Raw genomic sequence first — 26618 nt, 5'->3', positions numbered from 1 at the left:
GGGTCCATGAGCGAGAATCGGGACCGGATGTTGCGCGGCGAACTCTATCGAGACAATGATCCCGACCTGGTGGCGTCTCGGGTGTCGTGTGGAAAGCTGCTCGACAGATTCAACGCAACCGAGGCGGACCAGGACGCAGAAAGACGTGAACTGCTCGGCGAGCTACTCGGTTCCATCGGAGCGGACTCGTGGATCATGCCGCGATTCCAATGCGACTACGGCACATACATTTCCATCGGGTCCAACAGCTTTCTGAACTACGACGCAATCCTGTTGGACTGTGCTCCGATCACGATCGGAAACGACGTCTCGATCGGTCCGCGTGCGCAACTACTGACGGCGCTGCATCCCATGGAGGACCATGACGCTCGTCGATCTCGTTGGGAGAGCGCCCTTCCCATCACTATCGGAGACAATGTCTGGCTCGGCGGAGGCGTCATCGTCTGTCCCGGAGTCACGATCGGAGAGAACTCGGTGATCGGAGCCGGAAGTGTCGTCACCCGCGACGTACCGCCGCATACGTTCGCTGCAGGGAACCCGTGTCGGGCGATCCGCGCACTACCGTGAGATCACCGAGTTCAGGATTCTGTCGGAGTCACGAACCAGCGTGCCGACTGCCATTCGCGCGCCCCACCACATCCCCAGCCAGCCGATCGCTACGGCCACCAGGATGGACAGATACGCCCACGCTCCCGGAAGGAGCAGTGCGAGAAGCAGTGCGGGCACGACCGACACGGCCAGGACCACTATCCCGAGGATGAGGAAGACGAATGCATTTCCTGTGAACGACCCCCGTGTGTTCATCGAGAACGACTTTGTAGCTTCGGGCACCGGGTAGGCACCGCGTACGGAGTTCACGGCCGTCAGACCGGCGCTGACTCCGAGCATCGAGATCGTCACGGCGACAGGGATCTCCCATCGGTCGAGCCCGAGATCGCTGAACACTCGAACCACCACGACCGGCACGATCGCGAAGGGAGTCGCGACCAGCAACCAGGCGATCTGCCGACCACGGATGTCGTCGGGGAGGGCCTGCGGAATCATCACCAGGTGCCACATCGAACCACCGTCGAGACCGTACGAATTCGATCCCGCACCCATCGCCATGAAGATCGCGATCCAGGCGCCCCAGGCTGCGCTGAACGGAATCGAGTCGGTCACCAGCGGGCCGATGCCGGCCAGCACTGCGAAAATCAGCACCGACAGCAGCTGACTCCGACGACGCATGTCACCGCGCCACAGAGACAGCTCTCGCGTCACTACCGCGCCGACGCGCGTTGCCCGCCACCCTGTTGCACCGTCGCGGCCCTTCTCTGCCGTCTGCTTACGGGTCGATCCCGACGACGTCGAGACCCGCCCCTCGAAGTGGCGTAGAACCAGTCGCTGCCAGGCCCACACCAGTGCGACGTCCAGCAGCAGCAATCCCACCACCGCGCCGATCGCCAACAGCCAATTGCCCTCCAGCACAGCATCGACGCCGGTGATACCCCAGCCGAAGGGAATCGAATGGGCCAGTGTGAGCGGCCACGTCACCTCACCCGACAGCACACGATCGAGATTCTGCGTGATGGGGAACTGCAGGAAGTACAGGCCTCCGAAGACAGCGCCGAACGCCAGCAACGCGAACTCGCGGCTGCGGCGACTCTTGAGTAGTTGCGACATGGCCAGTGTCACCACCCGTGACAGCGTCACGAAGAACACCACCGTCGCGGGCCAGGCCACCAGCGCCAGAGGCACTGCGGCAACCGACCGCGACAGAGCGTAGATCGGAATGGATGCCGTCGCGACGATCGTCAGCGGAACCACCATGCCGATCACCGACGTGGTCAGCAGCGCACGGGCCAGTCGCGCAGGATCGACGGACAGCAATGGGAAGTGGCGGGGCTGGATGTTGTCGTCGGAGATACCCGACAGCACCGGGAAGAGCACCCAACTCAGGCCCGTCAGGGTCAGTCCGAGGCTTGCGGTGCCGCCCACCAATACCTGCGACGCGTCGGTTCGGGCCGCCATCACGCATGCGAGAACCGCGAGGGCCAGCCCCAGCAACCCGAACACGGTCTTGACCACTGCTTGTCCGCCCTTGAACTGCCTGCGGTAGAGCGTGATTCGCATCTGCAGGACGGTGCGACCGACCGACTTCACGAGCGCATCCAGGACAAGCCGTCCGGGTTCTGGTCTCGGGAGCCGACGAGGCGCACGAAGGCGTCGTCGAGGGTGCCACCGGCGCGGACGTCGTCGACCGTTCCCGCCGCCACGACTCGACCACCGGTGATGACACCGACGTGGGAGCACAGCCGTTCCACGAGGGCCATGACATGACTGGACAGGATCACCGAGCCACCGGAGCGAACGAACTGAATCAGGATGTTGCGGATCGTCGTGGACGAGATGGGATCGACGGCTTCGAAGGGCTCGTCCAACACCAAGAGGCGAGGCCCGTGCAACAGCGCCGACGCCAGTCCGATCTTCTTGGTCATTCCGGCGGAATAGTCGGCGATGACGGTTCCGCCGGCATCGGCGAGACCCAACGCGTTCAGTAGCTCGTCGCGACGTTGCGCGATGACGTCCTCCGGCATCGCGCGCAGTCGACCGATATAGGTCAGGAGCTCGTGGCCGGTGAACTGGGAAGGCAATGTCAGTCCGTCGGGTAGCACGCCGAGCAGCTCCTTCGCCGCGATCGGATCGGCCCAGACGTCACGCCCGAAAACGAGGCTTCGGCCGTACTGCGGTCTGAGCAGCCCGACCGCCATGGACAGACATGTCGTCTTACCAGCACCGTTGGGGCCGACCAACCCGAACATCGACCCGGGCGGAACCATCAATGACAGGTCGTCGACCGCAATCTTCGGGCCGAAGGCCATGCACATGTGCTCGAGCAGCAAAGCGGGAGGATTCGTTTGCACGGGTAACAGACTAACCGGTATGGGCGTTTTCGTCATGCGCTACGAACCGACTGCACCGGTACCATCTGGGCATGAATCGCACCGCAGTGGTCACCGGAGCTTCGTCGGGCATCGGAAGGGCCGTCGCGTCGGCGCTGGTTGCCCGCGGCTACCGAGTTATCGGCACTTCTCGGAATCCGGATTCGATGACCTCCGATCAGCGGGCAGCAGGCGTCGAGTACCGCGCTCTCGATCTCACCGATTCCGCGTCGATCACCGCATTCGTGACCGAGCTCGGCGCCGTCGATGTTCTGGTCAACAATGCCGGAGAGAGCCAGTCCGGACCCTTCGAGGAACTGCCGACCGACGCCATCGAGCGATTGTTCCAATTGAACGTGTTCGGCGCAGTGACGCTGTCGCAGAACGTGATTCCCGGCATGCGTGAGCGCGGGTACGGCCGCATCGTCATGGTCGGGTCGATGCTGGCGAGCTTTCCGCTCGCCTACCGCTCCTCGTACGCGTCGACGAAAGCAGCCATCAAGGGCTTCTCCGACGCAGCGCGGCTGGAACTCTCTCCGTTCGGCGTGTGGATGACCACCGTGGAGCCGGGATCGATCAACACCGGAATCAGCGAACGCCGCACCAAGTACATCGCAGCGGATTCGGTCCACCGTGACGACTTCCACACAGCGATCTCGTCACTGGATCGTAAGGAAGGAACCGGAATCTCCGCCGAGGACGTCGCCGAAGTAGTACTGAAGGCCATCGAGGCCGACAAGCCGAAACCCTTGTACGCCAGAGGAAGCAACGCACCGGTCGTGTTTCTGGCGCGACGGTTGCTGCCGGCGACATTCATGGAGAAGACGATTGCGAAGATGTTCGGGCTGAAGAGATAGTTTGAACCCCTGACCTGGTGGAATACAGCCGGGTGATAGAAACTCTGGGCCTGGTCCTGGCTGCTACGGGTCTGATCGTCGCCGCGCAGGTGATCTCGAAGAAGACGGCGCTGCCCGCGGCAGCGTTGTTGACCTTGGCCGGCCTGGCCGTCTCGGCGTCGGCGTTGCCCGACATTGTTCTCGACCCCGAAGTCGTGCTGACTCTGGTGATTCCGCCGCTGCTCTACAGCGCCGCGCTGAACTCCTCGTTGATCGCGATCCGCCGCAACGTCTGGACGATCCTGAGTCTGTCGGTCGCCCTCGTGGTGGCGACCGCCGCCCTCGTGGGCGTCGGCATGTGGTTGCTCGTTCCGGGCATCACCCTGGCCGCCGGTATGGCGCTCGGTGCCGCGGTTGCGCCGCCGGACCCGGTCGCCGCCCTTGCGGTAGGTCGTCGCGCCGGTATCCCACCGAAACTCGTCACCCTCATCGAAGGTGAGGGACTGCTGAACGACGCGACGGCGCTGACGATGCTGACCGTCGCGATCGCCGCAATATCCAGTCAGGACATGACCTTCGTCCACGCGGGTGGGTTGTTCGTGTTGGCTGCGGCCGGCGGAATCGTCGTCGGATTGGTCGTCGCCCTGCTGATTCGCCTCGTACAGCGCTACGTTCACGATTCACTGCTGCTCAACATCGTGTCGCTGGCGACGCCGTTCGTGGCCTACCTGGCGGCAGAGGAAGTTCACGCCTCGGGTGTTCTCGCCGTGGTCGTCGCGGCTCTGGTGATCGGGCACCACACCCGCCACGCCATCTCCGGGGCCAGCCGACTGCAGACCAGCGCTGTGTGGCGACTGATCGATCTGCTGCTGGAGGGATTCGTTTTTCTGCTCATCGGTGAGCAACTGCCCACCGTGGTCGGCGGCCTCTCGGCCTACTCGGGAACGACCATCGCTCTCGCGGTCACGGTCACTCTGGCCGGCGTGCTCCTGCTGCGTCCGCTGTGGTTGCTCACGACCGGGCTGTCCCCACGCGAGGCGGTGGTGATGAGCTGGGCCGGCACCCGCGGCGTCATCACCGTCGCCGCGGTGTTCACGCTCCCTCTGACGATCGACTCGGGCGAGCCGTTCGAGAGCCGAGACCTGTTGCTGTTCTGCGCATTTCTCGTCGTGCTGGTGACGGTCCTTGGACAGGGCCTCACGTTCGCTCCACTGGTCCGCAAGCTGAACGTCGTCGCGGACCCCGCCGCAGAGGCGCGTCTGCGAAACGAAGCACGTGAGGGATCGGCCAAAGCTGCACTGTCACAGCTCGATCGCATCGCCGACGAAGAGAACCTCGACGACGAGGGCCGGGAGATCCTGCGGAGCGAGCTCGAGCATCGCATCGACCGCTACCACCGTCGACTCGATCATCTCGACGAGACGGACGTCGGCGACGCGGTCATCTCACCGGAACAGATTGCTGCGATGAGTACGCGCCGCCGAATCCTCGATGTGGAGCGAGAAGAGTTGCTCTGCTGGCGCGATGCCGGCCGGCTACCGGACAACAGCATGCGCAGCCTCGAACACGAACTCGACCACGAGGAGCATTCGTTCCGCCCACACCGAGAGACCGATTAACCGGCGATCGCGGCGTGCATCTCCCAGACGATCACTTCGGCACCGCTGGCAGTGCTCAGTTTCTGACCGCCGCCTCCGCTGACGCGCACGGCGTCGCCCTGCGCGAGGGGTCCGACTCCCTCGAGCATCGCCTCACCCTCGGCCACGAAGATGTGTACGAACGGTGCATCGGGAATCTCCACCGGAGCCTGCCCGGGCTGTAGGCGCGCCACGTGCATGGCGGCGTACTTGTTCTTGATGCGAATGGCGGCGTGATCGGCATGGTCGGGCATGCCGGATGCGACGGGAACCAGACCGCCGCTGAGCAATTCGTTGTCGATCTCGAGCTGTTCGTAGCCCGGGGTGATGCCCTGCTCGTCGGGCACGACCCACATCTGGACGAAGCGAACAGGATCGCCGTGCTTGCCCGAGTACGAGCCGGCAGTATCGCCGAGTCGCCACGAATCGTTCTTCTCCGAGTGCAGAATTCCGGTGCCAGCGCTCATGCGTTGCGCGAGGCCGGGGTAGATGACTCCGGAGTGGCCCATCGAATCCTGGTGCACCAGCGATCCCTGCAGAACCCAGGTGATGATCTCCATGTCGCGGTGCGGGTGGGTATCGAATCCCATTCCCGGGGTGACGATGTCGTCGTTGTTGACCATGAGGACGCCGTGGTGGGTGTTACCGCGATCGAAGTGGTTGCCGAACGAGAAGGAGTGCTTGGAGTCCAGCCAGCCGATCTTGGTCTTGAATCGGTCGTCGGCGCGGCGGAGGTCGAGTGTGGTTGCTGCAGAGGTCATGTCATTGCCTCGAATCTCGAAAGTAGGTGTGTTCTCAGAGAACGTGCGAGCCGTACATTTCACCGAGCGGATCGGCGATCAGTTCGAGCCGTGCACCGTCGGGGTCGCGGAAGTAGAGCGAGACCTCGCTGTGCTCGATCAATTCGATTCCCGCGTCGATCAGCTTGGTGCGCAGGTGCTCCCAGCGGGTGGGCTCGACACTGATGGCCACGTGATGCAGACCGCCCAGCACCTCCGCGTACGGGCCGACGTCGAGTCCGGGGAAGTCGAAGAAGGCCAACAGGTTGCTGTTGCCGATGTCGAAGAAGAAGTGCGACGAACCCGGGTAGTCACGGTTCTCGATGAGCTCGGTCAGAGGGAACTCGAGCAGGTCTTGATAGAACCGCACGGTCGCCTCGACATCGCTGCTGACCAATGCCGTGTGATGAAGTCCGCGGGCAGACGATGCCGGACGCTCGCCTGCAGGCTTCATGTACTGCTGACGAATGCGATCCCGCTGTTCGGCGTGCTCCTGCGCGCGGCGTGTCTCGTCTGCAGTCAGTTCGTTGGTCTCGGTCATCGCTTCGGCCTCCGGTCAAGTAGTTGCTTCGTCAACTACCGAGAACAGTACACCGGTTAGTTGCGTTGTCAACTAGCATGGGGGCATGGACTCACCACGGTGGCTCGGTGCCGACGAACAGCAGGCCTGGCGCGCATACCTCGATGCGACGCGGCTGCTGCTTCGCGACCTCGACAATCAACTCACACGCGACTCCGGGATCTCCTTCACCGACTTCGAGCTGCTGGTCGTGCTGTCCGAAGCGCCCGACCGTCGCCGACGAATGAGCGAACTGGCCGACGCCGTCACCACGACTCGCAGCGGCGTCACCAGAGCCATCAGCAGACTCGTCGACAACGGCTGGGTCACACGCGTCAAATGCGACGACGACAAGCGCGGAATGTCCGCCGAACTCACCGAAGCGGGCATGAACACGCTCGCCGCCGCCAGCCCGGGACACGTCGAGGCAGTACGAGAGAAAATGTTCGACCTGGTTGACCCGAACGACCTCGCGGCTCTGACGCGAACTTTCACGGCAATGCGGAATCACGCATCGTGATCAGTATCCGGCGGTAGCTTCGGTGTTCGACGCACCGGAGAGCACCGCTTCCGACCCCGACACGCCCAGCCGGGTCGCACCGGCCGCAATCATCGCCACTGCGTCGTCGTAGCTACGGATTCCTCCCGACGCCTTGACCCCCAACTTGCCCTGCACGGTGTCGGACATCAGGGCTACCGCATGCGCCGATGCTCCACCGGTGGGATGAAAGCCCGTCGACGTTTTGACGAAATCTGCGTCGGCGGCGACAGCGGCTCGGCACGCCCCGACGATCTGGTCATCTGTAAGCGCGGCCGACTCGATGATCACCTTGAGAACTGCAGGCCGCTCGACCGCAGCGCGAACGGCGGCGATATCGGCTTCGATCGCATCGAAGCGGCCCTCCTTGGCTGCGCCGATGTCGATGACCATGTCGATCTCGTCGGCCCCTTGGCTCACTGCGAGCCGGGCCTCCGCGGCCTTCACCTCCGTTGCGTGTTTTCCGCTCGGAAAGCCGCACACCACGGCTACTTTCACATTCGAGCCCGCAGGCAACTCGATCGGAAGCATCGACGGGGATACGCATACTGAATACGTTCCCAATCTCGCAGCGTCGGCGACGGTGGCCGCGACGTCTGCAGCGGTCGCTTCCGGCTTGAGCAGAGTGTGGTCGATGTAGCGGGCAAGTTGTGCGGGTGAAATCGGAGACGGCATCGGAACTTCCTTGTCGAGTAACGAGAATGGTGTGGACGGAACTAACGACTGCCGCGCCTGTCCAGGACGTGGTTGAGGATGAGGGCGGCCACGAGGATGAGGCCCGTGACGAGCATCTGAAAGAACGAGCTCAATCCCATGAGGTTGAACAGGTTTCGCAACACCGAGAGCAGCAGTACGGCTACGAAGGTTCCGAAGATGCTGCCCTTGCCGCCGAACAGACTGGTCCCGCCCAACACCACCGCTGCGATGGCGTCCAGTTCGAGTCCCTGGTTGGCGGTCGGTTGCCCGATGGTCAGTCGGGCGGTCAGCAGAATGCCGGCGAAGGCGGCGAGCGAACCCGAGATCACGTACACGCTGACCAAGATCTTCTTGACCGGAAGTCCGGACAACCGCGCCGCGTCCTTGTTGCTTCCGACGGCGTAGATGTACTCGCCGTATGTTGTCTTGTTCAATACGATGCCGGCGACAATGGCCACCACGATGAAGATGATTCCGACCGTGGGGATGGGCCCGACCGAGCCGGCCCCCAGAAAGCGAAGTCCCATAGGGATTTCCGATGTTGTCGGAGTTCCGTTGGTGGTCAGGTACGTCAGTCCACGCACCGATTGGAGGGCAGCGAGAGTCACCATGAACGCCGGCAGCATCAGATAGGCGCTCAAACTTCCCACGATACCGCCGGAGACCGCTCCCGCCAGCACAGCGAGCAGCAACGCGACGGGCCAGGCGATTCCCATCCCGATGAAGATGGCCACCAGCATTCCTGCCAGTGCCGCAACACTTCCCACCGACAGATCGATGCCTGCCGTCAGAATCACCAAGGTCATTCCGATGGCCACGATGCCGGTCAACGACGACTGCTGCAGCAGATTGGCCAGATTCTGCGACGTCAAGAACTGTGGTGCCACGAGTGAGGCAACGACGAACAGCGCCGCGAAGATGAACAGAAGATTGAACTTGACGATGATGTTCTGCCGGTGCTGCTTCTGCGTCGACAGTGTTTCGGCGACGGCGACAGATGTATCAGACATTGCTTTCGATGCTTCCTGTGACGACCATTCGTGCGATATCGGCCGATGGGGTTGTGTGGGGGTCGTACTGGGCTACGTTCCTGCCTTCGTGCAGAACCCAGACGGTGTTGCAGTTTTCGGTCAGCTCCGACAGTTCACTGCTCGCCATCAGCACTCCGACTCCGGAATCGGCAAGTGCTCGAACCTGCTCGAACAGGTCCGCTTTCGCACCGATGTCGAGACCACGAGTCGGCTCGTCGAGCAGCAGCAGCGAGATACCGCGGGCCATCCATTTGGCCAATACCACCTTCTGTTGGTTTCCGCCCGAAAGCTGCCCCACTGCTTGAGTTTCGGACGCGAACTTCACGCCCAGTTTCTGCAGGGGTTCGCGGGCCACTGAAGCGGCGCGTCCCGACGGATTGATGCCGAACAGTTTCAAGGCTGCCAATCCGGCGTTGCGAACCACCGACATTTCCAGCAACAGACCCTGCTTCTTACGATCCTCGGGAACGAGTCCGATGCCCAACCGGACTGCTCGCTGCGGATTCATCGACGTGAACTGCGTCCCGTGCAACGTCATGTCCAGTTCTGCTGAATTGTCGCCGAACACGGCGGACAGCAGCGTGGAGCGGCCCGCGCCGCCCAATCCTGCAAGACCCACGATTTCCCCTGGGCGAACAGAGATTCCTCGAATGTCGAGAACGCCGGGGATGGTGGCCCGGTCGATGCTCAGGAGCTGTCCGGAACCGGTGAACGGACCGCGAGTGGTGCCTGCAGAATCCACTGCTCGTCCGATCATCGCGTCGACCATCCGGGCCTTGGATGTACTGGCGACATCGAACACTTCTACCGTCGAACCGTCGCGCATGACCGTCGCCCGGTGTCCGATCTCCTTGATCTCGTCGAGTCGGTGCGAGATGTAGACGACCGATTTCCCTTCTGCCACCAGTTCGCGAATCACGTCGAACACCGCAGACAGATCATGATCCGTCAGTGTCGCCGACGGCTCGTCCATCACGATGATCCGCGCGGAGGTGGTCAGCGCACGCGCAATGGCGGTGAGTTGCTGGTCCGACACCGACAGCGCACCCACGGTCGCGGTGGGCGCGAACTTTCCTCCGACCCGCGCAATGGCGTCGGCGGCGGCAGCATTGCGGGCCTTGTTGTCGACGAAGATTCCTCGTGTCGGGGCATGTCCGAGGAACAGATTCTGCGCCACCGTCAGGTCGGGAACCAGATCGAGTTCCTGGTAGATCGTGCTGATTCCGGCCTTGACCCCGTCCAGGGGGCTGGAGAAGTTCATCGGCTCACCGTCGACGGTGATGGTGCCGCCGTCGGGACGGTAGGAGCCGGACAAGATCTTCATCATCGTGCTCTTGCCTGCACCGTTCTCCCCGAGCAGGCAGTGAACCTCGCCCTTGGCCACCTCGAGCGTGGCCTTGTTGCAGGCCAACGTTCCCGGGAACTCTTTGACGATGTTCTCCATACGCAGTGCTGCGTTCATAGCTTTCTCTCCAGAACTGTGCGTGCGGTCTCTTCGTCCGTGATCAGGACCGAACACAGACCGTTTCTCAATGCGCCCGCAACGACATCGACCTTGCGCAGCCCGGCTGCGACGGCCACCGAGCAACGGGCAGCGCGCAGGTCGTCGAGTGAGAGGCCCATCGTGCGAGATTCCAGGTCGGTATCGGCGAGTGTGCCGTCGGGAGTGATGTAGTGCGCCAGAACGTCACCGCAGGCACCTGCCGATTGCAGACGTTGCAGCTCGTCCGAGCTGATCGCTCCGCTCTGCACCAGAACAGAATTGGCATCGAGCGCACCCAGCGAGAACAGCAGGACATCAGCTGCACGCCCTTTGTCGAGTACCTCACGCATGAACGGCTCACTGTCCAGTGCACGCTTGGTGGACACCTGCTCCACGATCGCCGGTACCGGCAACAGGACCGCATGCCCGTGGGCACTGTGCGCGATGCTCGTCGCCACGTTGGCAGCGGTCGTCGGCTTGATCGAGCGACTGATGCTGCCGTTGATCTGAATGACTTCCACGCCGTCACTCCAGCCCGAGGGAAGCGCAGCGGCAATGTCCTGCATCGTGTTTCCCCACGACACACCGAGAGTACGAACCTGAGGTCCCCTGCCCTGCAGGTAATCGGCAGCAGCCTTCGCCACCTGTGCTCGCTGATCCGAGAGATCTGCGTGAGTCCGCACCACGATGCACTCGGTCAGGTCGAACCGCCTTGACAATTCCAACTCGAGGGTCGACTGCCGCGCCTGGGGATGAACGATCTGAATGCGGACGATTCCACACCTGCGAGCCTCGTCGAGCAATCGACCGATCTTCCATCGGGTCAGATGCAGCTGTCGACCGATGTCGTCCTGAGTTCGGTTCTGTTCGTAGTAGAGCTGTGCCACTTCGAGCAACAGCGCGTCATGTTCCTTGTCCGGCGTCGTCATCGCTTCTCCAATGCGATCACCGATCGATGCATGACGGGCTTGAGAACCGAGGTCAGCTCGACATAGCTCGCGTACGTCTGTTCGTAATGCTCGTGTAAAGCAGCGTCGGGCACCAACGTCGTTGTGCGAGGGCTGAACAGAGCCGCGCCCTCGTCCAGAGATCCGACGAGGCCGGCGGCTCGGGCGGCGATGACCGCACAGGCACGCAGCGTCAGATTGTCGCTCAGAACCATCTCGGTCTCGATTCCCAGTACGTCCGTCGTGATCTGCTGCCACAACCGATTCCTGTGCATTCCACCCGAGAACACCAGCCGATCGCACGAAATGCTCCCGCGTGCAAACGAATCGAGTACCGACTTGGTTCCACATGCAACCGCCTCAACGGCCGATCGGTACAACTCTTCCCGGGTGGTCCCGAGCGTCAGACCGACGACTGCCCCGCGCAGCCGGGCGTCCCGATGCGGTGTTCGGTTACCCATGAAGAAGTCGAGCGCCAGCAACCCGTGGCTTCTCGGATCTACGGCAGCAGCGCCATCGATGAGAGAACCGATCTGCTCCCTCGGCACACCCATGATTCCCTCACCGACCCACTTGAGAATGGATCCACTCGTGATCTGGCCACCTTCCACCAGCCACTTGTCCTGACGGAGGGCGTGGGGGTAGGGGCCCCACACTTCACCGGTGTCACACGGATCGTCGATCTCGGTGATGATCGCCGTGGAGGTACCCGAGACCAACGACACCAGGCCCTCGGGCTTGCCGCCGCATGCCAGCAGCGAGACGTGTGCGTCGATGCCACCCACCCCGACGACGGCGTCAGGTGAGATTCCCAATTCTTCTGCAGCACAGGCACGAACCACTCCGGCACTCGATCCGACCGGAAGGATCGTATCGGGCAGCTTTCCAGTCAGCTCCCCGACTCCGAGTGCGTCGTACAGCTCCTGCGGGAGCCTGCCGGCGACCGAGTCGTAGTTGTACTTGCAGACGGCGTTCATCTGCGACCCGACCCACCGGCCGGTCAACTTGAAGGTGATGAAGTCGATGGCCTCGACGATCCGAGCTGCTCGGTGAAAAGTATCCGGTTCGCACTGCTGCAGCCACATGGCCTTGGGAAGCAACCACTCGGTCGCATCGGACCCACCCGACCACTTCAGAATGGGATGGTCAGCTACGAACGTGGCAGTCAGATCCGATTGTGCAGAGGCTCTGGAGTCCATCCACAGGATCGCCGGGCGCAGTGCATTCCCGGCCTCGTCGACAACGGCGACAGTCGACGCTGTCGTCGACGATGCCACCGCCAGCACAGGGCCTGCAGCAACGCATTCGGGCTGCGCCAGCAACTCACGCGTAGCGCCGACACAGGCACACCACCAGTCCGAGGGATTCTGCTCGGCCCAACCGGGCCGAGGAAAAACCGTCGGGTAGGGCCGATGAACGGAGCCGAGAGCGACTCCATCATCGGTGAATGCTCCTACCCGAGCGCCCTCGGTGCCGAGATCGAGGCTCAGCAATATTCCCATGATATGTATCAGCTTTCGTTGGGCATGAAGATGACCTTGGAGCTGAAGACAGACCGGTCACCGAGCGCTTTCATCATGTCGGGCAGCTCCGAAAGCGGAAGTTGATGGGTGATCATGAACTCCCACTTCAGCGAACCGTCGGCCAATTTCTGTGCAGCGGTGTGCCATTCGGATCCGGGGAACGGAGCGGAGAACGAGTTCCACGAACCGTGCAAGCTGGTTTCCTGCCGAAGGAAGTTGTTGAACGTTTCCTTCTCCAGCGTCACCGGTGCATGCGGGATGCCGATGAACGTTGCATGCCCTTGCGGTCCGGTGAGTGCGGCTGCCAGGTCGACTGTCGAAGCGACACCGGCGGATTCGAGAACGATGTCGAATCCACGACCACCGAGTGCGCGAGCCTCGTCGGCGGACTGCACTGCATGGGTAGCACCGGCTTCGAGTGCCATCGCCGCCTTCTCGGGACTCAGATCCAGTGCCACAACCTGGCTGGCACCAGCCATTCTCGCCCACTGAATACCGAACAGGCCGATTGGGCCGGCACCGATGACCAGGACGCGATGTCCGGTCCGCAGGTTGGTCTTCCACAGTGCGTGCAGTGCGATGGCGGCGGGATCGAGCATCGCTGCCGCCCGCGGATCGATCCCGTCGGGCATCTTCATCAGATTGCCGACAGGAGATGTCACATACTGCGCATACGCTCCGTCGCAACGACTCCCGAAGTAGTCGTAGTCCTCACACAAGCCGAACTCACCTTTGAGGCAGTACTCGCATTTGTAGCACGGGATGAGAGGCGGAACAGAGACGAGGTCGCCCACCTCGAAGCCGGTCACCCCATCACCGAGAACTGCGATGTGAGCGGAGAACTCGTGCCCACAGATGATCGGCATCTTGTAGCCACCGTTGCGCAACATTCGGGGAATGTCGGACCCGCACACTCCGCACGCCGCGACCTCGAGCAAGACCTCTCCGGCCTTGGGCTCGGGTACAGCGACCTGCTCGACTCGAATATCACCTGGCGCATACATCACGGCAGCAGTCATCTGCTGGGGAACCATTATCGAACTCGACTTTCTCGAAATATGTTGAACTACAGAAGCGGATCTGAATCGAGCAGAGACGCTACTGAGCTGAGGACTCTGCGAAAGTGGTATCTCCGACGAGGGTTTCAGCGTTGGACTTGTCGACCAATGCAGTGCCCGCATCGACGAAGGACTCGACGCTGTCGCCGTTCGCGACGGCGATGGCCGTCTGTACTGCCTTTTGGCCCTCGCTGCCCGGATCGTTCGACGCCGTGGCCACGTACTGGTCTCCGTCGGCAATGGCCTTGACTGCCTCCATCAAACCGTCGACACCGAACACCTTGACGTCGGTGCGGTTGTTCTCCTGCAGAACCTGCAGTGCACCGAGAGCCATGTCATCGTTGTGCGCATATACGGCCTTGACATCCGGGTTCGCCTGCAGCAGATCCTGCATGGCGGTCACCGCCTCGGACCTGATGTAGTTCGCGTACGGACCTTCGACGATGGTGATGTTCGATGCGGCATCCGCGGCGGCGTGGAAGCCGTCGCTTCGGTCCTTCGCGACGGTTCCACCTGCGTCACCCTGGATTTCGATGACCTTGCCGCCGTCTGGGCCAAGAGTCGCAACCATGGCCTCACCGACGAGCTGACCCATTGCCTTGTTGTCACGTCCGACGAAGGACTCGGCTCCCGAGTCGATCGGACGGTCGACGGTCACGACCTTCACACCTGCTGCCTCGGCCGCAGCAAGTGCGGGGGCAATGCCTTTGGGGTCGACCGGATTGATGATGAGAACGTTGATGCCGCGAGTGATCAGGTCCTGAACGTCGTTGTTCTGCTTCGTCACATCACCGTTGGCGTCCACGTTGAGTAGTTCGTTGCCCTGCGCCTGCGCCTCGGCCGTCGCTGCATCGGTCAGCGAGACGTAGAAGGGGCTCTGCTGGGTGGCCTGACTGAACCCGATCTTGGCCTTGGCACCTTCGGGTAGAGAATTGGTTGCTGTCGAGCTGCCGTCGCCGGGGGTCGAGCATCCTGCGATGACGACGGTCGCGAGGGCAACCAGCCCGGCCGACTTCATTGTCGTGGCGAGTTTCATGGGGTCCTTCCGAAAAAGTGTGGGCCGATGTGGGGCGGGCTCAAACGTAGGCAGTGACTCGGGTCACGGTCAACACTTGAGCGTAATTATGCTCATATGAGCATTTGTCGAGATCGGAGACCCACCGGAATGCGGGATCCGACGTGCGCGTTGAGCACGTCATGACATCGAAGCCGCAGGTCACGCACTTACCCGGTGCGCAACGCCATCACTGGTGGAACGAATGGCTCGATTCCAAGCAGTCGTTTCCCGCCACCGGCAATTACGACCTGGCGGCCAATGCGCACGGGCTACTGATGGTGCACAACGAGGACACGGTGTTTCCCGGCGAAGGTTTCGACTCCCATCAGCACGAGAACATGGAGATCGTCACGTGGGTGCTGGAAGGGACGCTGAAACATACTGACTCCGAGGGTGATTCGGGGCTGATCTACCCCGGCCTCGTTCAACGCATGAGTGCCGGAACCGGAATCCAGCACACCGAGACCAATGCGTCGAGCCGGACCAGCCGCGAAAAGCTGCGCGTGGTGCAGATGTGGATCCCACCCGACACCGATGGAACCGATCCCTCGTACGAAGAGCTGGACGTGCAGGACCAGCTGGCGAGCGGCGAGCTGGTTCCGGTGGCATCCGGCATGTCGGGGCGCGGCGGCGTTCGGATCGGCAACCGCTACGCGACGCTGCATGCCGCCCGACTCGCACCGGGGGAGTCCGTCACCGTCCCTGACGCGCCGTACGGTCACGTCTTCGTCGCCGACGGTTCCGCAGTGTTCGAGACCGTCGGAGACGTTGCCCAGGGTGACGCGGTACGACTCACCGCCACCGGAGGTCACCGTGTGACAGCATCGACGGCGATCGAGATCTTGATCTGGGAAATGCACGCCGGCTTCGCCTGACCGAGTTCTTCTGACACAGGGAGATTGACCATGCCAACCGTTGTCACCGACGATGCCGTCTCCCTGAACTATCTCGACGAAGGCACCGGCCCGGCCGTGGTTCTCGTCGCCGGCTTCTGCGCACCGGCGACCACCTGGATGTTGCAGCAGAAAGCGTTGGTGCGAGCCGGATACCGTGTTCTGGCCCTCGATCGACGGGGTCACGGCACCTCCGATGCACCGACACACGGAGCGTCGATGGAGCGGCACGGACGCGATATCGCGAATTTCCTCTCGGAGGTGGGCGTCGACGAAGCCGTCTTGATCGGAGGTTCCATGGGGGCCAACACCATCTGGTCGTACGTCTCGCAGTTCGGCACCGACCGCGTTCGAGCCATCGTGTCGGTGGATCAGACACCGAAGATGGCGAACAGCGACGATTGGTCGAACGGCTTCTACGGTCTGACCGACAGCAATCGAACGTCGTTCTTCGACAGCGGAATACCCGACACGGGCCACGGCCGACCGCAGTGGAAGTCGGTGCCTGCACTACTGAAACTCGCGTTTGCATTGCGCGCGATGCCGAAGATGGCATCACCCGACACGGCCCCGATGAAGGCGCTACTGGCCGATCATGCGGCGCAGGACTGGCGCGCAACCATGTCCGGTACCGATAGGCCGTACCTCATGATCGCCGGACGCGACAGCCAGTTGTGGCCTGCTGCACATGCTTCCGAGTCCGCGAAGCTCAATTCGGGTGGTCGATCTGTGGTCTTGGAGAACTGCGGTCACGCTGCCAACATGGACCGGCCGAACGAGTTCAATGCGGCGATGCTGGAATTCCTCGACTCGATCGACTGAGGTTACGACTGCTCGCGCCCGTCCAGAGCCTCGGCACACGTAACAAGGTTGCGGTGCAGCACTTCTCGCTCGCTCTTCGACAGCGACGCAATCATGGCGTGTTCCACCGCAGCGACAGCGGCCGACGCTTGCCGCAGGCGCTCCCTGCCCAGGGTCGTCACGTACAGACGCTGGTCTCGACCTACCCCCTCGATCTCCACCAGGCCGCCGCGTGTGAGCCCGGCCAGCAGTTGATGGGTTGCCTGCCTGCTGACGAATACCGCGCGCGCGAGTTCGGCGTTGGACAGTCCCGGTTTGTGCGCGAGGAGTTCGAGGCTCGAGTACTGCGAGACGGTGATATCGAGATCGCGTAGGCACTCGTCCATCGCCGAACGCAGGGCGGACGTGGCCCGCTTGAGGGCGTAACCGATCGAGGTGTCGACATCCACTTGACTCATGTCAACATCTTGACATACATTCAGTTCGTCAAGAACTTGACGAAATACCGAAAGGACACGACATGACCGTTGCAACCGTTTCCGGACCGAGCTTCCTCTCCCTCCAAGTACGCGACCTGGCCGTCAGTGCAGACTTCTACGAATCGCAGCTGGGCCTCGTCCGCGCACCCCAGGCACCACCCGGCGCAGTGGTGTTCACCACCTCACCGATACCGTTCGCCGTCCGAAACCCCGCTCCCGAAACGGATCTCGACAGTGGTCAGCCGGGACTCGGAGTTGCCCTCTGGCTGGTGTGCGACGACGCCGAAGCGCTCCACGAAAATCTCGTCGCCGCCGGCGTGACGATCGTGACCGCCCCCTTCGACGGCCCCTTCGGAAAGACCTTCGTCCTACGTGACCCCGACGGATACGCCGTCACCGTGCACAGCAGTTAACCCCGAAGTCATCGACAAATGTGGGACCCTGAGCGCGGATGCCACCTCCGACGCGTAGGGAACACGACCATCATCGAGCGCCTGAAGAACCGCCTCATCGAGTCGGCGAACGCACCTCGAAAAGCCGCGAAACCGCCCGGGCCGATCCTGCTGGTATTTACCACGATCGCCGCCGTCACGTGGGTATGCGTGTCCAGGAACTGGTGGCCCTCGCCCTACGGACAGTTCGCCTGGTTCGATCCGCTCCTCGCCGGCGCGTCATCGATCCTGGTGCTGCTGATCGTCGGGCTCATCTGGGCAATTCGCACCCTCCACGTCGTCGGCCAGGATCGAAGATGGTCGTGGTGGATAGCGTCGGCTCCGGTGGTGGTGGGCTTGGCAGCGGCTGTTCTGGTACTGCTGCCACCGGACAATATGCTGGACCATCGCGACGAATTCGAGGCCGTTGCGCGAGAATTGAGTGCACAGCCCTCGAGTAGCCGCGAACACATCGAGATCGGCCCGTTCGACATCAGCTCGGCACGCGCCACATCTGGCGGCGAGGTCTACTTCACCGAAGACGGCGGCTTCTCCCTCATGAGCGCCTCGGGCTGGGCGTATGCACCAGGTGGACCGCCCGCGGGATTCGACGACTTCACCGCCACGCACCTGGACGGTCCCTGGTACGAATTCTCGGCCATCTGGCGGGACTGATACCCCAACCGCAGACCCGAAAGAACTATTGCGAAATATTTCTTTCGGGTTATGGTTGTTGCATGAGCCCACCACCTCCGTCTCGGACGCCGCGCAAGCTGACAGACATGTCCGAGCTGAAAGCGCTGACGCATCCCATCCGGTTACGTCTGCTCTATGCACTCCGCGCCAACAAGTCGATGACGGCAACCCAGCTCGGCGATCTGGTGGACGAGTCACCCGCCTCGGTGAGTTATCACCTGCGCAAACTCGCCGAGCACGGGTTCGTGAAGGAGGTAGAGAACGGCTCGGACAAGCGCCAACGTTGGTGGTCGGAGGCCAATGAGGAGGGCTTCAGCTGGTCCGAGAACGACTTCTCCGACTCGCCCGAGTCACTGTCGGTCGCCAAGGCGTCCAAGGACTCCTGGTTGGCGCACCAGTGGTCTCGGTTGCGTGATTTCGACCGGACTTCCGAGTCGTGGGGCCAAGAGTGGGTATCGGCGGCCTTCAGCTCCGACGACGTCCTGCGGCTCACCGCCGAGGAGACGAAGAAGATGGGCACGGAGATGCGTGCCGTCATCGACAAATGGCGTCGACACGGCGAGAACGCGACCTCGGGGGAGCGTGAACACGTGATGGTGCTGATGCATGGATTCCCCACTACACCTTAGGAGTTGGCATGTATCCGTTCGATCCGCACACGTACCTCTTCTTGGCCGAGCAAGATCGCGATCGGCATGTGCTTCTGGCCGAGCGGCGCAGACTCGCTGCTGCGCAGAAGCGCCTCCGCCGAGATGAACTCCGCGTTCAGAAGGCGTGGGACGAGTTGACCGCATCGCTCGCCGATGTCTCCCTGTCCGAGCGACGGGTCCTCGAGCTGGCTCGTCGGTGACGAAAGCTGTTCAAAGCAGTCGCTTTTCCAGCCATACCTCGGCGTAGGGCTCGGCGTTGAATGCCGGTACCTCCCGATAGCCGAGCTTGGAGTACAGGCCCCGGGCCTCGACGAGGTCCGCTCGCGTATCCAATCGCATTGTCTTGCGGCGCGATTGGCGAACCGATCCCTCGACGAACTCGACGATCGACGACCCGACGCCGTTTCCACGGGCACGCGCGTCGACGAAAACCCGGGTCAGTTCTGCGATGTCGTCGGAGACAAAACGAGCACCACCACAACCGACCAGCGTCGAGCCCAGGTATGCGACCACGAACAGACCCGAATCACCCACGAGATCGTCACTCGGCTCGTCGACCATGACTCGTCGTACTTCCTCGTCCGACGCCTCGCGGCCGTAGAAGCGTCCGACGATATCGACGTTGTAGCGAAACAGGATGTCGAGCGCCGGCTCCGAGGAGGGATGAACGACGGCGAACGTCGCCGATACAGGCACTACTTCGCGGCGGCCCGCTTGGCGAGCACCTTCGAGATCCCGAGCTGCGCAACAACAATGATGCAGCCGACGATCGCACCGATGACTGCCGACGCGAGAGTGTTGACGATCCACGCCAGCACTCCGCCGACACCCGCGACCCCACGCACCGCATCCTCACCGTGGTGCACCAGCTCGTAGATGGGGTGGAAACCGAGCTCGTCGATGCCTACGAGAAGGATGTGCCCACCGACCCAGAGCATGGCTGCGGTGCCGACGACCGACAGCACTGCCATCACCTTCGGCATGCCCTTGACCAGTCCGCGGCCGAACTTCTCGACGAACCCGGATGAACCCTCGGCCAGCTTCAGACCGATGTCGTCCATTTTGACGATGAGTGCGACGACGCCGTAGACGACGATGGTGATGACCACCGCGACGACCGCCAAGATGATGAGGCGACTCCAGAAGCCCTCGCTCGCAATGGTGTCGAGAGCGATGACCATGATCTCGGCGGAGAGAATCAGGTCGGTCCGAACGGCACCGGACACCACGCTGTCCTCGTCCCGCGGCTCGTCCTCTGTCTCGGCGTGATGATTGCCGTGGCCGAACAGCGCTCCCCAGATCTTGTGCGCTGCCTCGTAGCTGAGGTAGCAGCCACCGAGCATCAGAATGGGCGTCAGCAGCCATGGGAGGAACTGACTGAGCAGCAGGGCGATCGGCAGAATGATCAGCAGCTTGTTGCGAAGCGAGCCGACGGCGATGCGCTTGATGATCGGGAGTTCCCGCTCGGCCGCGAGGCCGCGAACGTACTGAGGCGTCACCGCTGCGTCGTCGATCACGACGCCGGCGGCCTTGGCCGTCGCTTTGCCGGTAGCGGCTCCCACGTCGTCGATCGATGCTGCCGCGAGCCGTGCCAGCGCGGCCACGTCGTCGAGCAGGGCTACCAGTCCGCCGGCCATCAGTGATCTCCGAGTGAAGACGAATGCACGATCAGGCTCCTAGGGCTGAGTACGACGCCGAAATCCGGCAATCCACGTGCTCGAACCATACCGCCAGTAGCTTGCTGCGGACCACACATCGGAGTGGGATGTATGGTTTCCTATACGTATAGCGAGCTATACCAACGAACGGAGCATTCGGGTGAGACTCAGATGGATATCGGTCGCCGCTGTCGGCCTGGCCACTGCATCGGCGACGGCACTGCTCGCCTGGCTCGTGTCACCCATCGCACCAGGGGTTTCCGCGCTGGTGTTCGGCGTCACCGCGCTGCCCTTCGGCGCGATGCTGGGCTGGATATTGTTCGTCGCTCCGGTCACCGCCGACCAGACCTACACCTCGGGCGACAGCATCGAAAGCCATTGGACGACATCCGCGTCCAGCGGTACGGCCACCGATCTGGTGACCGTACTGGGTCTGACTCTTGCGGTGGTGTCCATCGCAAGAGTCGACCCCCCGGCCACGCTGCTTCTGACGGGCTTGCTGCTGGCTGCGTTCGCATCGTTCACTGCGCGGTACGCGTTCGCGCGCTACCGGGCCCTGTCCGAGTGAAGAACGATGTTCGACGTCGTCGCACCGAGAAAGGGTGGTCTCAGAGCGAATTGGCCGAGCGAATCGACGTCACCCGACTGACGATCATCTCCATCGAGAAGGAGCGGTTCGACCCGAGCCTGCCCGTCGCCTTTCGCCTTGCCGCAGCTTTCGACTGCACGATCGAGGACCTGTTCGAGCCGGATTCGGTTTGAGCACTACTGCGAATACGAACTCATGAAGTTACCGAGCCGCTCGAGTGCGGTCGAGAGATCGTCGACGTTGGGCAGGGTGACGAGCCGGAAGTGGTCGGGCACATCCCAATTGAACGCTCGACCGTGACTGACCAGGATCTTCTCGGATTCGAGCAGATCGAGGACGAACTTCTCGTCGTCGACGATGCCGAATCGGTCGGTGTCGAGCTTGGGGAACATGTACAGCGCGCCCGCAGCCTGCACACAGCTGATCCCGTCGATGGAGTTCAGCATTCGATGCGCCAGATCCCGCTGCGCGGTCAACCGACCCGTCGGCAGCAGAAGGTCCTCGATCGATTGACGGCCGCCGAGCGCCGTCTGTATTGCATGTTGTGCAGGCACATTCGCGCACATGCGCATGTTGGACAGCAACGTGATGCCCTCGATGAAGCTCGCCGCACGGCGTCGTGGACCGGTGATCGCCAGCCACCCGGCACGGAATCCACACACTCGGTAGGCCTTCGACAACCCCGAATAGGTCAGGCACAGCACATCTTTGCCGGTGAGAGTTGCGAGATTGGTCATCTCGGAACCGTCGTACACGATCTTCTCGTAGATCTCGTCGGCGAGCAGAATCAGATCGTGCTCGCGCGCGAGGTCGACGAAACGCTGCAGAACGTCGCGTGAGTACACCGCACCAGTGGGGTTGTTGGGATTGATCACGACGATGGCCCGGGTACGGGTGGTGATCTTCGATTCCAGATCCTCGAAGTCCGGAGCCCAGTCCTGAGTCTCGTCTGCCAAGTAGTGGACCGGACTGCCTCCGGCGAGCGCAACCGAACCCGTCCACAGCGGGTAGTCGGGGGAGGGGATCAGCACCTCGTCCTCGGGGTTGCACAGCGCCTGCATCGTCATGGTGATCAGCTCGGAGACCCCGTTGCCCAGGTAGACGTCGCCGACGTCGAGGTCGCTCAGGCCCTTGGTCTGGTAGTACTGCACCACCGCGGTGCGCGCCGAGAACAGGCCCCGCGAGTCGGAATATCCCTGCGCGGTAGGCAGATTGCGAATCATCGCCATCATGATCTCGTCGGGTGCCTCGAAACCGAACGGGGCCGGGTTACCCACGTTGAGGCGCAGGATCTTGTGCCCCTGCTCCTCGAGTTCCTCGGTCTTGTCCAGAATGCGGCCACGAATGTCGTAGCGAACATTCTCGAGCTTGCGTGCCTGATCGATCGATCGCGTCATGACGAAAGTTCCTCCTGTCGAACGGACGGCGACATCCGAGTTCGGACCGCCACTGTTGCACATACGATGACCGCTGCTCCACCCACGACCACCGGCCACGTCAGTCCCTCGTGGAGCAGGATCGCGGCCCAGCAGATCGTCAGCACCGGCTGAACGAGCTGCACCTGGCTCACGCTCGACATCGGACCGATGGCCAACCCCCGATACCAGGCGAAGAACCCCAGATACATACTCACGACGGCCAGATAGGCGAACGCAGCCCACTCCGAGACGCCTCCGCTCGTGGGTTGATGCCACCACGCGAACGCCGTCATCGCTCCGGTCACCGGAACGGAGACGACAAGCGCCCACGAGACCGTCTGCCACGCTCCCAGTTCACGCGCAAGCAGCCCGCCCTCCGCGTATCCCACCGCGGCCGCCACGACGGCTCCGAGGAGAAGCAGATCCGACCACCCCAGTCCGGCGACCTCGCCGCCCTGCACGGCCGCGAATCCGACAGCGACCGCAGCACCCATGGCCGCAACCAACCAGAACATCGGCCGGACGCGTTGCCGCTCGCGGACGACGGCGAAGGCCGCGGTCGCAGCCGGCAGAAGCGCGATGACGACGGCACTGTGGCCGGCGGAGGCGGTGGTCAGAGCGAACGACGTGAGCACGGGGAAACCGATGACGACCCCGGCCGCGATGACACCCAGTCGAACCCATTGCCGTCCGCGTGGCAACCGTTGCGAGGTCAGGGCCAGGGCGGCAGCAGCGAGGGCCGCGGCGACGACGGCGCGTCCGGACCCGACGAACAGCGGCGACAGGCCACCGGTCACGGCAATCCGAGTCAGCGGCACGGTGAACGAGAACGCCGTGACACCCGCCAGTCCCCACAAGAGGCCGGCTCGGGATAGCAGTCCCGGCGCTAGCTGGGTAGCGCTACTATGCTGTGGCATGTCCGACGATAGCAGTTCCCGGATCGTGTCTGCACTGCGAACCTGGATCGCAACCGCCCCGCCCGAGGCGAAGCTGCCATCCACTCGTGCGCTGGTGGCCCAGCATTCGGCCAGCCCCGTGACGGTGCAGAAAGCACTGCGCACGCTCATTTCGCAGGGTGTCATCGAAACACGGCCTGGCGTCGGAACATTCGTCAAGACCGTGCACACGGCCCGCCCGAACGACTACGGGTGGCAGACTGCCGCGCTCGGTGCACCCGGAAACAGATTGCAACTCCCCGCCGCACTGCAGTCCACGTCGAGTGACGTGATCGCTCTGCATTCCGGTTACCCGGCCCGAGAGCTGTTGCCGGAGCGACTCGTTCACGCTGCTTTCACCCGAGCCTCACGCACCGACGCAGTGGTTGCCAGGCCGCCCACCGCAGGTCTGCCCGAGCTTCGAGCTTGGTTCGCCGCGGAACTGGGCGCTTCCACCCCGCTGGGCATCACACCGCCCTCGGCCAGCGACGTGGTCATCATCCCGGGCAGCCAGACCGGCCTGAGCACGGCCTTTCGAGCGCTCGTCGGTGCGGGACGCCCACTTCTCATGGAATCACCGACGTACTGGGGAGCGATCCTGGCGGCAACGCAGGCGGGCGTTCGCGTGGTCCCGGTCCCCACCGGGGTCGACGGACCCGACCCGGACGCGCTGGAGCAGGCATTCGCCGAGTCCGGCGCGCGGGCGTTCTACGCTCAACCGACCTTCGCCAGCCCCACCGGAGCACAGTGGTCTCCGAACCTGTCCGAACGTGTGCTCGACATCGTTCGACGACACGGCGCGTTCCTGATCGAGGACGACTCCGCCCACGATTTCGGCATCACCGCCGAACCCAGCCCATTGGCCGCACGAGACGACGGCGGACATGTGGTGTACCTGCGTTCGCTGACCAAGGTCGTATCACCGTCGATTCGGTTGGCAGGCTTGATCGCTCGTGGCCCGGCCCACGAACGTATCCTCGCCGACACGGGAGCCGAATCGATGTACGTCAGCGGCATCCTGCAGACCGTCGCTCTCGATGTCGTCACCCAACCCGCCTGGCGCACACACCTACGACGTCTACGCACGCAACTCGAAGCACGTCGAGACCTCCTGGCACACAGCCTGATCGAGTTCGCTCCTCGCGGGCATCTCGACCGGATCCCCCGGGGCGGACTCAATCTGTGGATGCGCCTGCGTGACGACATCGACCTGGAAGACGTTGTGCACAAATGCAAATCGGCGGGCGTCATCGTCGGAGCGGGAGACGACTACTTCCCGGCCGAACCCACCGGCAAATTCCTGCGTTTGAATTACGCGGGCTCGAACGCCGGTGAGTTCCCGGACGCAGCGCGAACAATCGGATCGGTCATCTGAGACTGTTCGACGCTTCGACAGCGAACGTCGAGGTGCGACCCCATACGAACCAGACCAGAGGCCCGAGGAACGGAAACGCGAGCACGACGAAGATCCACACCGCACGACCTGCGACACTGTAATTGGGTGAGCGAAGGATGCTGACGAGCGCGGCGACGAACAGAACGACCGCGCCGAGCACCGCCACCAGGACGATGGTTCCCAGCCCGAACCCGAGTACCTGCTCGGTGGTCGAGTGTTGTTGCGAAAGTAGTACTGCGGCGTGCATGACGGTTCCTCTGCTGTGCTTGTTCTTCGCTGTTTCGTTGACGACCACAACGCTATGGACCCGAACGTTCCTGCACATCGGTCTGCGCGTGTATCTCGTCGTACATCGGACGATGTAGGCCTACCGCCGGAGTCGTCGCGCAGTTACCGTGGTGCGGACGTATCCGACCTGGGGGGGACTTGTGCAGACCGTCAAGAACGACTACACGACGTGGAGGGCCTTGGGGCCGGGCGGCTTACCGGCCAACGTCGGTGGGTGGTTGATCGCCACCGCGCTACGACCGTTCTCCAGACGTGACCTCATGACCGTCGCCGGCTCTTCGCGCGCAGGCCGGCACTGGCACCTCGAGCCGCGCCAAGGACCGCGTCCGACGATCGCCCCGTACCCGATTCCACATCGCCAGCTCACCGACCGTGCTACGCCCGTACTGACAGACAGGATCACCGGCGCAGTCGCTACCGAAGCGCGCACGAACACCCGATACCACCTGGCGCGCAGCCACTTCGAGAAGCGAGGGGACGCGCTGTATCTGACGGATGTCACCGCTGCTGCACCGTGGATTTCGCGAACCAACGGCGAGATACTCCACGTCCACGAGACCGAAGGATCGATGCACGTCGTCATGCAGCCCGACGATGCTCAGACCGTCATCTCCGCGGGCTGGGGTGAGCTACACCCCCTCGCCGGACGCCCTGGCCTCGGACTTCCCGAAACCTACGTCTTCCTCTACGCACCGAGAGATTCCGACGACGCAGATCGAATCGAACAGATCATCCATCGCGCAACATCTACTTCGACGAGGTGAAAACATGACTCTCGACGACATCGTCGACCTGGTCGGCAGCTTCGACGGAACAGTGGCGCAGCGTCCCAGCGAGGGCGACGGAACCCCCGAACTCGCCTGGGGCGACGTGTTCTTCTACTACTCACCCGACGGGACCATCCCGACCGGTACTCAGCCCTTCGCCACCGTCGTGACCAAGAATTACCCAGGCGACGAACTGTCTCGGCTGGATCGTCCCGACGCCTTCCGCGTCAATGTCCCTGTAGCGAAAGAAGAATTCGACAGGCTGTTGGGTGTAGTGCCAAGCGAGGCTGACCGTGCGCCTCGAGCCGATGCCGACGACACGCTCGCAGCGCATCCGCAATACGGCACTGCCGGATGGATATCGATCGTCAATCCGGCATCTGGAACGCAGCCACAAGTCGAGGAGTTGCTTCGATCGGCCTACGAGACCGCGAAAACACGATTCGAGCGCCGCCACAAGTGAGGTGAGCGCCCACAATTCGCAGGCATCGACGCGATCCCGATTCCAGAGCCGAATTGTGGACGCTCAGGGCAGTTGCAGATCGGCGGTGA

At 62.8% G+C, this 26618-nt stretch carries 32 protein-coding genes; 15 read left to right on the top strand and 17 right to left on the bottom strand.

Annotation, left to right across the window (positions count from 1 at the left end):
- Positions 1-6 precede the first annotated feature (6 nt).
- Positions 7-567, top strand: coding sequence for a sugar O-acetyltransferase (locus CH262_RS22720; RefSeq protein ID WP_032385186.1), 561 nt, complete (start codon positions 7-9; stop codon positions 565-567).
- On the opposite strand, the gene CH262_RS22715 is transcribed toward CH262_RS22720, so the two are convergent.
- Both CH262_RS22715 and CH262_RS22710 read right to left on the bottom strand, forming a co-directional pair.
- The gene (locus tag CH262_RS22715) at positions 559-2142 is read right to left on the bottom strand and encodes a hypothetical protein (RefSeq protein WP_032385187.1); all 1584 of its coding nucleotides are present in this window, start codon (positions 2140-2142) and stop codon (positions 559-561) included. The genes CH262_RS22720 and CH262_RS22715 overlap by 9 nt on opposite strands.
- Positions 2139-2939 carry an ABC transporter ATP-binding protein gene (locus CH262_RS22710; protein ID WP_052056565.1) on the bottom strand — a complete coding sequence of 267 codons (801 nt, stop codon included), beginning with the start codon at positions 2937-2939 and terminating at the stop codon, positions 2139-2141. The genes CH262_RS22715 and CH262_RS22710 overlap by 4 nt, the downstream gene beginning before the upstream one ends.
- A gap of 35 nt (positions 2940-2974) precedes the next feature.
- Between CH262_RS22710 and CH262_RS22705 the strand changes: the two genes are divergently transcribed.
- Together CH262_RS22705 and CH262_RS22700 are read left to right on the top strand one after the other, a co-directional pair.
- Complete coding sequence (locus tag CH262_RS22705) at positions 2975-3778, top strand: SDR family oxidoreductase (protein WP_027495114.1); 804 nt, start codon at positions 2975-2977, stop codon at positions 3776-3778.
- A gap of 32 nt (positions 3779-3810) precedes the next feature.
- Positions 3811-5376 (top strand): Na+/H+ antiporter, encoded by a 1566-nt coding sequence (locus CH262_RS22700; protein ID WP_045841719.1) that lies wholly within the window; start codon positions 3811-3813, stop codon positions 5374-5376.
- Here the strand turns inward: CH262_RS22700 and CH262_RS22695 are convergent.
- Complete coding sequence (locus tag CH262_RS22695; protein ID WP_032385188.1) at positions 5373-6155, bottom strand: pirin family protein; 783 nt, start codon at positions 6153-6155, stop codon at positions 5373-5375. The two genes, CH262_RS22700 and CH262_RS22695, sit on opposite strands and share 4 nt — an antisense overlap.
- A gap of 34 nt (positions 6156-6189) precedes the next feature.
- The gene (locus CH262_RS22690; RefSeq protein ID WP_027495111.1) at positions 6190-6714 is read right to left on the bottom strand and encodes a VOC family protein; all 525 of its coding nucleotides are present in this window, start codon (positions 6712-6714) and stop codon (positions 6190-6192) included.
- Positions 6715-6799: 85 nt separating this feature from the next.
- Here CH262_RS22690 and CH262_RS22685 point away from each other — a divergent pair, with 85 nt between their 5' ends.
- Positions 6800-7252 carry a MarR family winged helix-turn-helix transcriptional regulator gene (locus CH262_RS22685; protein ID WP_027495110.1) on the top strand — a complete coding sequence of 151 codons (453 nt, stop codon included), beginning with the start codon at positions 6800-6802 and terminating at the stop codon, positions 7250-7252.
- Here CH262_RS22685 and deoC read toward each other — a convergent pair whose 3' ends face one another.
- From deoC to CH262_RS22650, 7 genes are all read right to left on the bottom strand, one after another.
- Positions 7253-7945, bottom strand: a complete 693-nt coding sequence (gene deoC, locus CH262_RS22680) for a deoxyribose-phosphate aldolase (protein WP_032385189.1) — start codon at positions 7943-7945, stop codon at positions 7253-7255.
- Between the two features lie 41 nt (positions 7946-7986).
- Positions 7987-8976 carry an ABC transporter permease gene (locus tag CH262_RS22675; protein WP_032385190.1) on the bottom strand — a complete coding sequence of 330 codons (990 nt, stop codon included), beginning with the start codon at positions 8974-8976 and terminating at the stop codon, positions 7987-7989.
- A complete protein-coding gene (locus CH262_RS22670) occupies positions 8969-10459 on the bottom strand; it encodes a sugar ABC transporter ATP-binding protein (protein WP_032385191.1) in 1491 nt (496 codons plus the stop codon). Before CH262_RS22670 ends, CH262_RS22675 begins: the two co-directional genes overlap by 8 nt.
- Complete coding sequence (locus CH262_RS22665) at positions 10456-11409, bottom strand: sugar-binding transcriptional regulator (protein WP_032385192.1); 954 nt, start codon at positions 11407-11409, stop codon at positions 10456-10458. Before CH262_RS22665 ends, CH262_RS22670 begins: the two co-directional genes overlap by 4 nt.
- Positions 11406-12929 (bottom strand): FGGY-family carbohydrate kinase, encoded by a 1524-nt coding sequence (locus CH262_RS22660; protein ID WP_032385193.1) that lies wholly within the window; start codon positions 12927-12929, stop codon positions 11406-11408. Before CH262_RS22660 ends, CH262_RS22665 begins: the two co-directional genes overlap by 4 nt.
- Before the next feature lie 8 nt (positions 12930-12937).
- A complete protein-coding gene (locus CH262_RS22655) occupies positions 12938-13969 on the bottom strand; it encodes a galactitol-1-phosphate 5-dehydrogenase (protein WP_080731814.1) in 1032 nt (343 codons plus the stop codon).
- 79 nt (positions 13970-14048) lie between these two features.
- Positions 14049-15044 (bottom strand): substrate-binding domain-containing protein, encoded by a 996-nt coding sequence (locus CH262_RS22650; RefSeq protein WP_230591037.1) that lies wholly within the window; start codon positions 15042-15044, stop codon positions 14049-14051.
- Between the two features lie 161 nt (positions 15045-15205).
- Between CH262_RS22650 and CH262_RS22645 the strand changes: the two genes are divergently transcribed.
- Together CH262_RS22645 and CH262_RS22640 are read left to right on the top strand one after the other, a co-directional pair.
- A complete protein-coding gene (locus CH262_RS22645) occupies positions 15206-15940 on the top strand; it encodes a pirin family protein (RefSeq protein WP_052056569.1) in 735 nt (244 codons plus the stop codon).
- 30 nt (positions 15941-15970) lie between these two features.
- Positions 15971-16780, top strand: coding sequence for an alpha/beta fold hydrolase (locus CH262_RS22640; protein WP_032385194.1), 810 nt, complete (start codon positions 15971-15973; stop codon positions 16778-16780).
- Between the two features lie 2 nt (positions 16781-16782).
- On the opposite strand, the gene CH262_RS22635 is transcribed toward CH262_RS22640, so the two are convergent.
- Positions 16783-17217, bottom strand: a complete 435-nt coding sequence (locus CH262_RS22635) for a MarR family winged helix-turn-helix transcriptional regulator (protein ID WP_032370010.1) — start codon at positions 17215-17217, stop codon at positions 16783-16785.
- 62 nt (positions 17218-17279) lie between these two features.
- On the opposite strand from CH262_RS22635, the gene CH262_RS22630 reads away from it, so the two are divergent.
- The 4 genes from CH262_RS22630 to CH262_RS22615 all read left to right on the top strand — a co-directional run bounded on the left by CH262_RS22630 (position 17280) and on the right by CH262_RS22615 (position 19215).
- Complete coding sequence (locus CH262_RS22630) at positions 17280-17651, top strand: VOC family protein (RefSeq protein ID WP_032367695.1); 372 nt, start codon at positions 17280-17282, stop codon at positions 17649-17651.
- Between the two features lie 189 nt (positions 17652-17840).
- Positions 17841-18344, top strand: a complete 504-nt coding sequence (locus CH262_RS22625; protein WP_230591038.1) for a DUF1109 domain-containing protein — start codon at positions 17841-17843, stop codon at positions 18342-18344.
- A gap of 62 nt (positions 18345-18406) precedes the next feature.
- Positions 18407-18994 (top strand): helix-turn-helix domain-containing protein, encoded by a 588-nt coding sequence (locus tag CH262_RS22620; protein WP_032373456.1) that lies wholly within the window; start codon positions 18407-18409, stop codon positions 18992-18994.
- Positions 18995-19002: 8 nt separating this feature from the next.
- Positions 19003-19215, top strand: a complete 213-nt coding sequence (locus tag CH262_RS22615; protein ID WP_027495104.1) for a hypothetical protein — start codon at positions 19003-19005, stop codon at positions 19213-19215.
- 10 nt (positions 19216-19225) lie between these two features.
- Here the strand turns inward: CH262_RS22615 and CH262_RS22610 are convergent, their stop codons facing one another.
- Both CH262_RS22610 and CH262_RS22605 read right to left on the bottom strand, forming a co-directional pair.
- Positions 19226-19711 (bottom strand): GNAT family N-acetyltransferase, encoded by a 486-nt coding sequence (locus CH262_RS22610; RefSeq protein ID WP_032385195.1) that lies wholly within the window; start codon positions 19709-19711, stop codon positions 19226-19228.
- Positions 19711-20652: a DUF808 domain-containing protein gene (locus CH262_RS22605; protein WP_032385196.1), complete on the bottom strand. Its 942-nt coding sequence runs from the start codon at positions 20650-20652 to the stop codon at positions 19711-19713. The genes CH262_RS22610 and CH262_RS22605 overlap by 1 nt, the downstream gene beginning before the upstream one ends.
- A gap of 181 nt (positions 20653-20833) precedes the next feature.
- Between CH262_RS22605 and CH262_RS22600 the strand changes: the two genes are divergently transcribed.
- Both CH262_RS22600 and CH262_RS22595 read left to right on the top strand, forming a co-directional pair.
- Positions 20834-21241 carry a hypothetical protein gene (locus CH262_RS22600; RefSeq protein ID WP_094621841.1) on the top strand — a complete coding sequence of 136 codons (408 nt, stop codon included), beginning with the start codon at positions 20834-20836 and terminating at the stop codon, positions 21239-21241.
- Positions 21238-21435, top strand: coding sequence for a helix-turn-helix transcriptional regulator (locus CH262_RS22595; RefSeq protein WP_032382393.1), 198 nt, complete (start codon positions 21238-21240; stop codon positions 21433-21435). The genes CH262_RS22600 and CH262_RS22595 overlap by 4 nt, the downstream gene beginning before the upstream one ends.
- Positions 21436-21438: 3 nt before the next feature.
- On the opposite strand, the gene CH262_RS22590 is transcribed toward CH262_RS22595, so the two are convergent.
- Together CH262_RS22590 and CH262_RS22585 are read right to left on the bottom strand one after the other, a co-directional pair.
- Entirely contained in the window at positions 21439-22659 is a 1221-nt protein-coding gene (locus CH262_RS22590; RefSeq protein WP_032385198.1) for a pyridoxal phosphate-dependent aminotransferase, read from the bottom strand.
- Positions 22656-23597: a DMT family transporter gene (locus CH262_RS22585; RefSeq protein WP_052056573.1), complete on the bottom strand. Its 942-nt coding sequence runs from the start codon at positions 23595-23597 to the stop codon at positions 22656-22658. Before CH262_RS22585 ends, CH262_RS22590 begins: the two co-directional genes overlap by 4 nt.
- Between CH262_RS22585 and CH262_RS22580 the strand changes: the two genes are divergently transcribed.
- Positions 23596-24990, top strand: a complete 1395-nt coding sequence (locus tag CH262_RS22580) for an aminotransferase-like domain-containing protein (RefSeq protein WP_032385199.1) — start codon at positions 23596-23598, stop codon at positions 24988-24990. The two genes, CH262_RS22585 and CH262_RS22580, sit on opposite strands and share 2 nt — an antisense overlap.
- Here the strand turns inward: CH262_RS22580 and CH262_RS22575 are convergent.
- Positions 24983-25258 (bottom strand): PLD nuclease N-terminal domain-containing protein, encoded by a 276-nt coding sequence (locus CH262_RS22575; RefSeq protein ID WP_027495096.1) that lies wholly within the window; start codon positions 25256-25258, stop codon positions 24983-24985. The two genes, CH262_RS22580 and CH262_RS22575, sit on opposite strands and share 8 nt — an antisense overlap.
- 301 nt (positions 25259-25559) lie before the next feature.
- Here CH262_RS22575 and CH262_RS22570 point away from each other — a divergent pair, with 301 nt between their 5' ends.
- Positions 25560-26063 carry a luciferase domain-containing protein gene (locus CH262_RS22570; protein WP_143547156.1) on the top strand — a complete coding sequence of 168 codons (504 nt, stop codon included), beginning with the start codon at positions 25560-25562 and terminating at the stop codon, positions 26061-26063.
- Positions 26064-26067: 4 nt separating this feature from the next.
- Entirely contained in the window at positions 26068-26529 is a 462-nt protein-coding gene (locus CH262_RS22565) for a DUF6194 family protein (RefSeq protein WP_032385200.1), read from the top strand.
- The last annotated feature ends 89 nt before the right edge of the window (positions 26530-26618 follow it).

Source organism: Rhodococcus sp. 05-2255-1e (assembly GCF_002259025.1).
Taxonomy (GTDB): domain Bacteria; phylum Actinomycetota; class Actinomycetes; order Mycobacteriales; family Mycobacteriaceae; genus Rhodococcoides; species Rhodococcoides fascians.
This window is presented reverse-complemented; position numbering and strand designations above follow the sequence as displayed.